Below are 12,570 nucleotides of genomic sequence, written 5' to 3'. Positions count from 1 at the left end.
AAAACAAGGAGAAAAGATGAAAAAGAAGTTATCACTAATCAAAAAAATAGCCATTAGTTCTCTAATAATTTCGCCAATTCCATTTACTGTTAGTTGTGGTGTTTTGGACTTTTTATTAGATAATGAAAAAAGCGATAAAACTACAAAAACTGAAACTGGTATAGTGATAAAAAACGACGGAACTTCAAATACTTTTGATGGAAGTAATGGATTTGATCAAGCTCCTAAAAATAATAATAAACCTGTAGAAAATTCAAACAATAATAATACTGATTCTAATCCTTCTGATAACAAAGAAAACAACACTAATGTTGAAAATGAAAATAATAAAACACCTGAAATAACAGATAATAATGAAGGTCATGGAAATTCATTCACAGAGTTTGAAAATGACAAAAATAATGAGAGATCAGTAATAAGCGGTCTTTTAGATATTAATTTATTCCCGATTTTAAAAAATGAAACTTCGTATAGCACTTCATTAAATGAAGATCAAGTTTATGAAAATTTAGTTGCATTAAACGCAACTTCAGTCAATAGTCTAGATGAAATACATGAGAAACAAACTAAGGATGGACGTTTTTACTATGAATATCAAGATCCATACACAAAAATATTTTTTAGGGATTTTTCATATTATTCAGTTAAAGATGAGCATAGATATTTATTAGGTAAAAGCGGATTAGTTAAATTAGCACAAGAATTTAAACGTAAAATACCTTTTGGTACTGAAGTTTTTGACTTACATGGAATCAATATAAATGACTTTAAAACTATTGGTAAAAATGCTAATGGACTTTATATTCCTTCAACAAAAACTATTTATATAAATGGTTCAATTTATAGCGAACAGTCATTCACTGAGTACCAAAGAATTGGCGGAATAATGCCAACAATTTTCCACGAATATATTCATCATTGAGCTACAACTTATGCAGAAAGCGGATTAGAAAGCGATCCCGAAGCTAACGTTTCAACCACAGAAGAAGAAATTCAAGATAAAAGAAGAATTAATATTTATTATAATCCTAATTCAACTACAAAAGAAAATCATACACATGGTTCAAAACAATATTGAAATGCATTTTTTACAAATAAGTTTTTCAATTTATTAAACTATGATGTAAATAAATATGGATTTATCGATTACCAGAGTTTATCTTTATTTGGTGGACCTGATTTAGCATTCAGAAGTGATTTAACTTTCATGTATAGAAAGTTATCGGCAAATGATTTATGAATGATTTCTAATTCTAAAAACGGACCTGAACATTTAAAAAATCCAGAAAATTATTTTGACTTAGCTTATTCTCCAAGTGAATCATTCAAATTAGATTATTCTAAAATTAAATATTATTATTCATTAACTGAATTATTACCAAGAGAATATTTAAAATATGCTTATGAGTCATATTTTAATATGAATGATGTTAACGAAGCTTATGAAAATAGAGAAACAAGTAAATCAAGTATAGGATGATTCGGAATACACTCATATAAAATGGAAAACGGCGAAAAAACATTAATTTTTTCACCATCAGCAAATGCTGATGATTGAAGTAAGGTCTTTTTAAATAATTTTGATTCATTTAGAAGACAGTATATGTTCCAAGATGGTAACATTGACCCTAATACAGGTGAACCAAGAATGAGTGCTTATATGTATCCAACATCTGTTTTTGATATTTCTCATTTTAAATATACAGATGAATCTGGTATTAATTATAATAGTAGAAAAGTTATTAAGAAACTACCAGAAAATAAAACAAGAAATAGATCAGAAGATTTTTATAAATTATTTTTAAAAACAATGGGTTATGGTAAAACTATTTCTCAAATTTACTTTGATAACGACTTTGAATGAGTTAGTGATTCTGGTGTTTCAATAGATGATCAAAAAGCTAAGACAATTAAGTTTTCAGGATTTTTAGATAATAAGAACGTTACAGGAATCGTTCTTAAAGATTCTAAAAATCAGATATACGACACTTTAAAGATCGAATATTATGACTTATTTAACTTTTTCGGTCATAAAGATTTTGATCAAGGTGCAACCTTAGTTGATCCTAAAACCGAAAAAAATTCACAAGATAGAGAAACTCAAATTGCTAATCGTTTATATCCTGAAAATAAAAATTATTATCAATATATAACAAAAGACTTTGTTAAAATTAAGGATAATTCTTTAATTTATTTATGAACTGACTTAAATAAAAACGGTATTGTTGAAGATAATGAATTAAATAGCGACCAAATAACATTACCAGAACAAAGATGAGTTTCTACACAAAGATCAAGTATTGCAAATACAAAATTACCTAAATACAAAATTATAAAAGATGAAAATAACAACACAAAGATAGAGGAATATATTTAATGAAATGAGATTTTAGTAAAATACAAATTGGACAAATGGTTAACATTCAAGCTTACAAACACAATGGTAGATTATATCGCCAGTGATCTAATGCTAAAATTATCTTTCATAATAAAAGGCATATTGTTTTATCACTAAAAGGTACAAGAGTTATTGAAACATCTAAAAACTATAAAGGTTGAAAATACAAAGAAGATGCAATTTGATTTTTCCCAAAAGATAGTTTATATAATACAATTGTTTTAATTAAGAAAAAATTAGGATATTCATACTATACTAATTTAGCATCTAGACCAATTTTTGAAGATAATACACTTAAATTTATTGACTATGATTTAGATGTTAAAAGTTACCCTAATAGAGATTTACAAATTGTTGATAAAGAAGAGTTTAAAGAAAACTCTAAATTATATAATTATCCTGATCAACTTAAAAAAGACATTTATAAAGAATTAACTGAAATTATTAACTTATATAATAAAGATGAATATTTCTTCAACGAAGGCATTATTGCTTATTATTTAGAATTAATGTTAAAAGACAAGTTAATTGATTTAAAAACATATAATATATATACAAAAAGATATAAAAACAGTTATAGCGAAGAAACTGATATGTTCAAAAAATTGAATAAATACTTAAAATATAAATAATTAAAAGTCAACACTATTAAAACTAGTGTTGACTTTTAAAATTAAATTATATGTCCTGATTCTTTAATTAAGATATAAAATTCGGAACGTATTTTTCTATCTAAGTTATAATCTGCAATTTGTAAATATTTTTCAAAGTTATGAAATAAAGATCAATAAGCGTTTAATTCTAAATTAGTTTTTATATAAATATGGCCATGTTTATTGCAAATAAATCCGCCTTCTGATGCTTGAAAATCAATCAAATTTTTTCTTGAACCACATATTCTACATTTATTAAAAACAGGAACAATACCGAAATATACAGTGCTTTGAACGTAAATAAAAGTAACAAATTTTTCAGAATTTTCTATGTCAAATTTATCAAAATAATCCTTGTAAGAATCGAATAAATGATTAGGAAAATTAAAGTTTAAAAATATTTTTTTTATTCTTAAAAAAGCTGCATTTTTCTTCTTATTAGTAATATCAAAAAAATGGGTAATTGTAGCCTTCTTTAGCCGTCCAACTTTATCTTTTAATCTACTTGCAAAATATTCAATTTCCACTATTGAACCGGGTATTAAATTAGCTCTATTTTTAGACTCTATTTTATTTAAACCTTGTGCAAAAAGTCTTAACATTCCTCTTCTTGTGAAGAAACTAACAATGAAGCCGTTTTCTTCAATCTGTTTAACTTCCAAAACTATCCCAAATTTAATACTAACAGCCATAAAAAGATTCTCCTCAATTAATATTTTACTAGAATTAAATTTTATTAAAAAACTAATAATGTTGTAAAATATAAATAATAACTAAATAATGTACTTATTTACTTTTTATATACTAGAATAGGGGTTTTAAGTGGAAATAAAACAAGCGAGCGAATTATTTTTCAAAATAATTACTTCGACTCCTGGTATTCATGCGATTCATGAACTATCCAATGATGAAAAAATTACAAAAGATACCGATGATGAAAACGTCGATTTAATCGACCGTATTTTTACTTTCGAAAGTACGCCAAATGTTTTTAGTTTTAAGGTAGCTATAACTGTTTTAGAAGGTGTTGATGTAAATTCTTTAAACACCGATTTATATAAGAGAGTACAAAGAACTTTTAAGAAAAATAAAATTTCGATAGATAAATTAATAATAATTGTTAAAGGAGTTAAATAATGAGTAAGAAATCAATTAATTTAACTGGTTACGAGTTTGCACAAGCGGTTATTTCAGGTGCAACAGCATTACAAAATGCAAAAAATCAAATTGACGCAATGAATGTTTTCCCTGTTCCGGATGGTGATACAGGTACAAACATGTCTTCAACAGCTTATGCTGCTATTGAACTTTTATCTTCTTATGATGAAAATGTTGATATAGCAACAGTTACTAAAGAATTAGCACATAGCATGCTTTTTGCGGCAAGAGGAAACTCAGGAGTTATACTTAGTCAAATTTTTAAAGGTTTTGCCGAAGCTTGTAAAAACAAGCAATCTTTAAATTTAGATTCATTATTAAAAGCATTTAGAAGTGCAACAGAATCTGCATATAAATCTGTATTTAAACCTGTTGAAGGTACAATGCTAACAGTAATTAGAGAAACTACTGAAGATTTAGAAAGAGAATTTTATCGTTTTGATAGTAGTAAGGTTACTTTAATTGAATTTTGATCAAAACTTTTAAAGTTTATGCGTGAAAGTTGTGATGAAACTCCAAATAAACTTAAAACCTTACGTGAAGTTGGTGTTACCGATAGTGGTGGTGAAGGTTTATTTAAAATATTCTGAGGTATAAACGAATATTTTAATGGTAGAGTTGTTAAATTAGAAGAAAACGAAAATGTCAATGTATTTTTAAGTAGTGAAGAAGTTTATAATGGTGAATTTGGTTACTGTACTGAAGTTTTAGTTGATTTAGATGAACCTAAAAAATTCGATAAGGAAGCCTTCACTAAGAAACTTGAAATTATTGCTAACTCTTTAGTCGTTGTAAATGATGAAAATATTTTAAAGGTTCACGGTCACACTATCAAACCTGGTGATATGCTTAATTTCATTCAAGAACTTGGTGAGTTCATTAAAATTAAATCTGAAAATATGACTTTACAAGCAAATGGTTCTAGAGAAAATGCAAAAGTTGTAAAAAATAATTTAGAAAATTCTAAAAGAAGTTTATGCGGTATAGTTTCATGTAATCTAGGTGCCGGAATTATTCAACGCATGAAAGATTTTGGTGCTGATTTTGTTGTAGAATCAGGTCAAACACAAAATCCTTCAGCTCAAGATTTAATCAATGCTATTAATACAGTTAATGCTGATACAGTTTTTATTTTACCTAACAATTCAAATGTTATTCTAGTTGCACAACAAGCTGCGCAAGTTGTTCGTGATAAAAATATTATTGTTATACCAACTAAAACACAAGTTCAAGGTTTGAGTGCAATTTTAAACTTTAATCCAGAAACAGATGCCGAAGATAATAAAGAATTAATGGAAGAATCAATCGAACAAGTTTCAACAGGTGAAATAACTAAAGCTGTAAGAAACACAAAAATAAACGGCATAAAAGTTAAAGTAGATGATTATTTAACAATCTTAAACGGTAAAATTGTTAATTCAAACAAAGATATTACTAGTTCATTAAGAGATTTAGTTTCAAGAATGATTCAAGAAGATAGTGAACTTGTAAGTATTTACTATGGAGAAGAAGGAAATATAAATGAGGCTAATGATTTAAGCAATTATATTGAATCTAACTATGAAGTAGAAGTTCAAATAATTGATGGAAGTCAACCTAATTATCCTTACTTAATAGGAGTTGAATAATGGAATTTAAATACAAAATTGCTTTAGATGCAAATGGATTAGATTTAGGTCCAATCGAAGCTTTAGAAGCCTCAAAAATATTTATTAATAATAATCCTGATACAGAAATTCATTTAGTCGGTGATTTCAAAGAAATGCAAACTGATAATTTACCTACAAATATTAAAATTTATCAAAACGATACTAAATCTGTTAACCCTAGAGACATTCGTCAAGTTATGCGTGAAAACATTTCTATAAATCAGGCTATTGATTTAGTTAGAAATAATGAAGCTAGCGGAATTATTTCAGGCGGTGATAGTGGTTCTTATTTATCATCATTAACTTTTAAATTAAAAAGATTAGAAAATGTATCTAGACCTGCATTTATGGGTGTGGCTTTATCAATAAAAAATGAACCTGTTTTAATGTTAGACATTGGAGCGAGTTTAGAAGCTAAACCTGAGTATTATGTTGAATGAGCACACCTTGCTGATAGATTTTATAAGGTAATGTATAAGGTTGAAAATCCAAAATTAACTTTAATTAACATTGGGGTTGAAGAATATAAAGGGACTCAAAATTTAAGAGATGCTAACGATCTTTTAAAACAAGAAAATTTCAATTATATTGGTTTTTCAGAGCCTAGAGAATTGCTTAAAGGTAATTACCAAATTGCTTTATCAGATGGTTATGGCGGGAACTTAACTATTAAAGGTTTTGAAGGTGGTTTATTAACTTTTAAAGAAGCTCTTAAAATTCATGTTAAAAATAGTTTTATGGCTAAAATGGGTGCTCTTTTAATGAAGGGCGCATTTAAAAAAGTGGCGGCAACTTTCGATTATAGAAATATTGCAACTGCTTGAGTTATAGGTGTAAATGCTCCAGCTATTAAAATTCACGGAGCAAGTGATAAAAATACAATTCAAGTAGCCTTAAAAAATATGAAAGATGCTTTAGAATTTGATTTAATGTCTCATTTAAAAGGTTAATCATGGAAGAAAAAATAGATAAAGAAAAAAATGAAAAAATTTTAGCTAAATTAGTTCCGTTTATTAAAGGTTCTAAAAATGAGTACAATCTAAAGGTTACAGAATCATATGCTAAAAGATTAATAAAATGATTTATCAAAAATTTTTATTATGTACCAAATGAGATTCATTATTATATTTTAGCTACTACTCATAAGTCTTTTGATCCAAAAGATGAAACTAAAAAAATAAATTATGAGAGATTAGAATTTTTAGGTGATGCTTTTTTACAACTTTATACTTCTGATTTAATTTTTAAAAACCTTAAAAATTTAAGTCAAGGTGAGTTAACAAGATTAAGAGCTGATATAGTTAATACTAAAACATTAGCTAAAGCATCTGATAAAATGAAATTAATAAATATTTTAAGAACCGGTAACGGTAAAATGGAAGAAGAAGTAAAAAGTTCTTTAAAGGTAAAAGCGGATGCTTTTGAAGCTATTGTTGGTGCAATCTACATCGATATGGGTGCTGAATTTGCGAGCAATTTTGTTTTTGAACATTTAATTAAAGAAAATATGGAGCATAAAGTTGCTTCAATTGATGATGAAAAATTAGTAACAGATGAAAACTTAATGTTTACAACTGAAAAAGATCCTAAAACACAATTACAAGAGTATTTTCAAAACATAGATAAAAGAAACATTACTTATGAAACAAAAGAAGAAAATGATAAAATTTTTATAGCAAAAGCTATAAAAGACGGTATTGTTTATGGTGTAGGTTCCGGAAGTTCTAAAAAAAGAGCTGAAACTGAAGCTGCAAAAGATGCGTTAAAAAAACTATATAAATATTAGGAGTAAAATGAAATTAATTAAGTTTGAAGCACATGGGTTTAAATCATTTGCTGATCCAATTGTATTGCGTTTTGATGGTGGAGTTGCTGGAATTGTTGGTCCTAACGGTTCAGGTAAAAGTAACATTAACGATGCTATACGTTGAGTTTTAGGGGAACAAAGTTCTAAAGAATTACGTGGTGATTCTATGCAAGATGTTATCTTTGCTGGTTCTAAAACAGTTCAGCCTATGCAAAGAGCGACTGTATCACTTACATTCGATAATAGAAAAGGTGAAAGTTCAATCCAAAGTGATTATGTTAAAATTACACGTTCATTAGAGCGTGGTAAAGGTATTAATGAGTATTTTATTAATGATCAAAAAGCCTTACACAAAGAAATAAAAGCTTTAGCTATGGAAACAGGTATTGGTAAAAGTTCTCTTGCCATTATTTCGCAAGGTACTGTTTCTGATATTGCTAACTCATCAGAAGAAGATAGAAGAAGAATTTTTGAAGAAGCTGCCGGTGTTTCTAAATATAAATTACGTAAACACGAAGCTACACTTAAATTAGATAGTTCAGAGCGTTCATTAGATATTTTAGAAGCTAAAATTAAAGAGATGGATAGACAATTAAAACCTTTAAGAGAAGCAGCTGAAAAAGCTAAAAAATATAAAGAAAAAGTAAATGAATTACGTACTGTTGAAATCGGTTATTTAGCTCACGAAATCGAACGTAACGAAAAAATATTTAATGATTTATCTGAAGAATTAGTTGGTGTTGAAGAGACTAAAATATCTTACAATAAAGAGATCCAAGATTCAGAAGAAAAGATTGCTAACAAAAGAGAAGAAATCGTCGAACTTGAAGCAGAGATAAATGATTTAACAAGTAAAAAAGAAGCTTTAACAACAGAGATTCAAATTGTTGATAAAACAATAACAGAAAATAACCTTCTTAGAGAAATGAAAGTTAAAGGACAAGGTAACTTCAACGAAGAAGAAAGAATTCAAGCTGTTATCGAAGAAGCGACAATTGCTGAAAATAAAATTAAATACCTAGAAAAAAGCTACAATGATGTTGTTGCTGATAGAGAAAAAGCAGCAAAACTTATCGATGAATATCGTAGACAATTTAATGATTATGAACGTAAAATTAACAATACTACAAATCAAATTATTTCTATAGATACAAGATTAAAACTCCTTATTGAAAAGAAAAATAAACAAACAAACTTACATCAAGGTACTAAAAATATTGTTCAAAACAAACATGTTTTTAGAGGATATGTAGGACTTGTAAGTGAATTATTTAGTGTTGAACAGGAATTCGTTCCAGCTATTGATGTTATTTTAAAAGCAGCGGCACAAAATATTGTTGTTGAAAACTCAGATGTTGCTGTTAAAGCAATTAATTACCTTAAAGCAAATAATGGTGGTAGAGCTACATTTATTCCGTTAGCATCTATTAAAGGTAAAACAGTTAGAGATGACTACCAACTAGTTTTACGTAATAACCCTGGTTTCATTGGTATAGCTAAAGATTTAGTTTCAATTGATGATAAGTATAGAGTTTTAAATGAATTCTTATTAGGTAATATTATCGTAGTTTCAGACATTAAAGTTGCTACTCAAATTTCAAACTTAGTTGAGAAAAAATATATGGTTGTAACCAAAGATGGTGACATCATCAGAGTTGGTGGTGTTATGCATGGTGGAACTAAGGATGTTGCGAGTGATTTAATTGGTCTAGATGGACAAATTAATCAATTGAAAGAAATTATTCCTGGGCACAAACAAGTTGTTGAAAACTTAAGAAAAGAAAAAGACAACTTACTTCAATTAATTGAAAATGAACAAACAAAACACAATTCACTTGATACACGTGAATCATTAATGAGAACTGAAATTCAAAAAGAAGTTGAGAAATTGAAAAAATATAAATCAACAATTGCTTTTTCAGATTTAAATAAAACACAAAAAGTTGTTGAAGGTAATGTTTCAGCTGAAACAAAAATTATCGAACTTGAAAACGAACTTAAAATTACTAATTTTGATTTAGAAACTAAATCAAAAATTAGAAATAAAATTAATGCTGATATAGTTTCTATTGAAGAAGTTAGAAAAAGAACACAAAAAATGTTAAATACTTTATTAAATTCATTCTTAGAAAAAGAAAAAGCCAAAAATAAAGCGGAAAACTTATTTAACATACATAAAGATAGATTGGGTTCATTCTACTCTATTACATTAGAAAACGCTAAAAATAACTTCCCATTAACAATGTCAGTTGATGCCGCTAAAGAATTAGTATTTGACTTAAGACACGAAATTGAAGAAATCGGAAATGTTAATTTAAATTCAATCGTTGAATTAGAAGAACTTGAAAAAAGATTTGAAGAATACACAAGCAACTATAACGAAGTTAAAGAAGCTAAAGATATTCTTATCGAAGCTATAAAAGATCTTGATAACAACATTATTAATCGTTTAACAAAAATCGTTGATGATGTTAACGTTGAAATGGATATTGTATTCCGTTCAATGTTAGGTGGTGGTAAAGCTTACGTTGAATTTATTGATCCTAAAAACATTTTAGAAAGTGGAATTAGTATTTTTGCTCAACCTCCAGGTAAAACAGTTAAGAACTTAAAACTATTCTCTGGTGGTGAAAAAGCCTTAATTGCAATTTCATTATTATTCGCAATTCTTAAAGCAAGACCACTTCCACTTTGTATCTTAGATGAGGTTGAAGCTGCTTTAGATGAATCTAATGTTGTTAGATATGCAGAATACTTACAAAAATTAAAAGAACAAACACAATTCTTAGTTGTAACACATAGAACAGGAACAATGGCTAGAGTTGATAGTCTATTCGGTGCTACAATGCAAAAAAGAGGTGTTACAAGTTTCTTCAGTGTTAAATTAGAAGAAGCTAAAAAATTAACCGAAAGTGAACAACAATAATAATTAAAATGAAATTACAAAATAAAATGTAATTTCATTTTTTTAACTTTTAAATAGTCATTAAGAAAAATTCTAAAAAAATAACATTGCAGTTTATTTTTGCAATGTTATAAATATTTTTTATTTTTTAGTAATGTTATAAATTAATTTTGCTAATTCTTCTTTTTCCATTTCTTCATAACCGAAGACATTTAGTTTTTTAGCGATATCATTTAATTGTTCTCTTGGTAATTCGATAATTTTTTTATAGTTTTCTGAATTTAAATAATCGTCTGTTTTTGTACTTTGTGTTTTACTTTCTTTATTTTTTTCTTCATTTGATGCAGGGTCAGCGTTAAATGTTGAAGGACCAAATGGGTTATTACTTCTTATATTTTCCATGAAAGCTTTTTGATATTCTTCCATAGTTTTAACGTATTCAATATATTTGAATGCTCTTTGAATTTTATTTAATTTTCCATGTAAGAAGAAAATAATTACCATAAAAATAAGTAAAGATAATATATTAAATACTAATGATATTATTGATAAATAATTATTTCCCATTCCGACAAAAGAATTTTGAGTTATCGAAACGATAAATCCTATTACTTTTCAAATAGCTAAAGCGTAATAAATTAATTGAACTCATGAACTAATGTATTTAAAGTTTTTGTTTTTATAACTTTTAAAAATTGACATTATATATGACACATTCATTGCAATAAGAGAAATTGCATAGAATGTTTGTTGGATCAATTCTGCTTTATAATAATCTATCGGGTTCCCTGGTTGCTTCATGTCTTTTGTAGTCTCTGCTACTAAAGATAAATATTGATCCTTAGCGGCTAAGATTATTATAAATCATGTGAATCAAATTAAACTTAAAAGGGTAATAGCTACTGCATATAAAATAAAGTAAATTCTAAAGTCCTTTTTTTCGTGTTTTCATAATTCTTCTGTGGTTTTTATATTTTTATATTTTTCGTTTCAATTTTGGTTAAACATTATTGTGTCCTTTCATTTTTTAGGAATTCATCAAAATCAAATCCTGAAACTGCAAACTCTGTAGGTGTTTTAGAAAATAATTCAATTTTCTTTTGAGTAATTGGATGTATAAATTCAAGTTTATAAGCATGAAGTCTTTGACCAAAATCATCTACTTTTTTACCATAAACAGGATCACCATAAATTGGATTTCCAATGTATTTTAAGTGAACTCTAATTTGGTGTGTTCTACCTGTTTCTAATTCACATTTAACTAATGTTTTTGGTAATTTATCAATATAGAATGTTGATAATTTTTCAACTCAAGTGATTGCGTGTTTTGAATTTGTATTTGTAATGGCCATTTTTTGTCTATCAGCACTACTTCTACCAATTGGAAGATCTAATTTTAATTTTTTATTTTCTATAATACCATCACAAATTGCAATATATTTTCTATTTATTTCGTGATTTGCAAATTTTTCAGCAAGTAATTGATGCACTTGGTTATTTTTTGCAATTACTAATAAACCACTTGTGTCCTTATCAATTCTATGAACAATACCAGGTCTTAAAATTCCGCTTTCATTAGAAAGGTTATTTTTAAAATGGTAAAGTAAACCGTTTACTAAAGTACCATTTGGGTGTCCGGGTGAAGGGTGTACCACTAAACCACTTGGTTTATCTATAACAGAAATATATTCATCATCATAAACTATATCAAGTTCCATCTCTTCTGGTTCGATATTAATTTCTTTATCGATAACTTTCATTATTTTAATTATTTGACCTTCTCTAACGGCAAATTTAGGTTTGTTAACAGGTGTATCATCAACTAAAATTGCATGTTCTTCAATTAAAATTTTTATATCATTACGTGAAATATTTGTATTGTTTGAGATATATTTATCTATTCTTTCTTTGTATTCTACTTTTAATTCAATCATATATTAAATTATACATTAAAAAGACATATTTTTAAGTTTAATATCTTACCTAGATAATTGCAAAAT

At 27.0% G+C, this 12,570-nt stretch carries 10 protein-coding genes; 7 read left to right on the top strand and 3 right to left on the bottom strand.

Annotated features, from left to right (window positions below; genetic code table 4):
* Positions 1-16: 16 nt before the first annotated feature.
* Positions 17-2,377 carry an MYPU_1760 family metalloprotease gene (locus HTZ87_RS02935; RefSeq protein WP_174893067.1) on the top strand — a complete coding sequence of 787 codons (2,361 nt, stop codon included), beginning with the start codon at positions 17-19 and terminating at the stop codon, positions 2,375-2,377.
* A complete protein-coding gene (locus HTZ87_RS02930; protein WP_174893066.1) occupies positions 2,377-3,030 on the top strand; it encodes a DUF402 domain-containing protein in 654 nt (217 codons plus the stop codon). Before HTZ87_RS02935 ends, HTZ87_RS02930 begins: the two co-directional genes overlap by 1 nt.
* 41 nt (positions 3,031-3,071) lie before the next feature.
* Here the strand turns inward: HTZ87_RS02930 and recO are convergent, their stop codons facing one another.
* Positions 3,072-3,743: a DNA repair protein RecO gene (recO, locus tag HTZ87_RS02925; RefSeq protein ID WP_174893065.1), complete on the bottom strand. Its 672-nt coding sequence runs from the start codon at positions 3,741-3,743 to the stop codon at positions 3,072-3,074.
* Between the two features lie 130 nt (positions 3,744-3,873).
* Between recO and HTZ87_RS02920 the strand changes: the two genes are divergently transcribed.
* Genes HTZ87_RS02920 through HTZ87_RS02900 form a run of 5 tightly spaced genes read left to right on the top strand, consistent with a single transcriptional unit; the run spans position 3,874 to position 10,591 of the window.
* Positions 3,874-4,188 carry a hypothetical protein gene (locus HTZ87_RS02920; RefSeq protein WP_174893064.1) on the top strand — a complete coding sequence of 105 codons (315 nt, stop codon included), beginning with the start codon at positions 3,874-3,876 and terminating at the stop codon, positions 4,186-4,188.
* Entirely contained in the window at positions 4,188-5,837 is a 1,650-nt protein-coding gene (locus HTZ87_RS02915; RefSeq protein ID WP_174893063.1) for a DAK2 domain-containing protein, read from the top strand. Before HTZ87_RS02920 ends, HTZ87_RS02915 begins: the two co-directional genes overlap by 1 nt.
* Entirely contained in the window at positions 5,837-6,808 is a 972-nt protein-coding gene (plsX, locus tag HTZ87_RS02910; protein WP_174893062.1) for a phosphate acyltransferase PlsX, read from the top strand. Before HTZ87_RS02915 ends, plsX begins: the two co-directional genes overlap by 1 nt.
* 2 nt (positions 6,809-6,810) lie before the next feature.
* Entirely contained in the window at positions 6,811-7,644 is an 834-nt protein-coding gene (gene rnc, locus HTZ87_RS02905; RefSeq protein ID WP_174893061.1) for a ribonuclease III, read from the top strand.
* A gap of 7 nt (positions 7,645-7,651) precedes the next feature.
* Complete coding sequence (locus tag HTZ87_RS02900) at positions 7,652-10,591, top strand: AAA family ATPase (RefSeq protein ID WP_174893060.1); 2,940 nt, start codon at positions 7,652-7,654, stop codon at positions 10,589-10,591.
* A gap of 120 nt (positions 10,592-10,711) precedes the next feature.
* Here HTZ87_RS02900 and HTZ87_RS02895 read toward each other — a convergent pair whose 3' ends face one another.
* On the bottom strand, positions 10,712-11,578 hold the full coding sequence (locus tag HTZ87_RS02895) for a hypothetical protein (RefSeq protein WP_174893059.1): 867 nt from the start codon (positions 11,576-11,578) through the stop codon (positions 10,712-10,714).
* Entirely contained in the window at positions 11,578-12,504 is a 927-nt protein-coding gene (locus tag HTZ87_RS02890; protein WP_174893058.1) for an RluA family pseudouridine synthase, read from the bottom strand. Before HTZ87_RS02890 ends, HTZ87_RS02895 begins: the two co-directional genes overlap by 1 nt.
* Between the last annotated feature and the right edge of the window lie 66 nt (positions 12,505-12,570).

Origin of the sequence: Mycoplasma sp. OR1901, from assembly GCF_013348745.1 — a bacterium.
Classification (GTDB): domain Bacteria; phylum Bacillota_I; class Bacilli_A; order Mycoplasmatales; family Metamycoplasmataceae; genus Mycoplasmopsis.
This window is presented reverse-complemented; position numbering and strand designations above follow the sequence as displayed.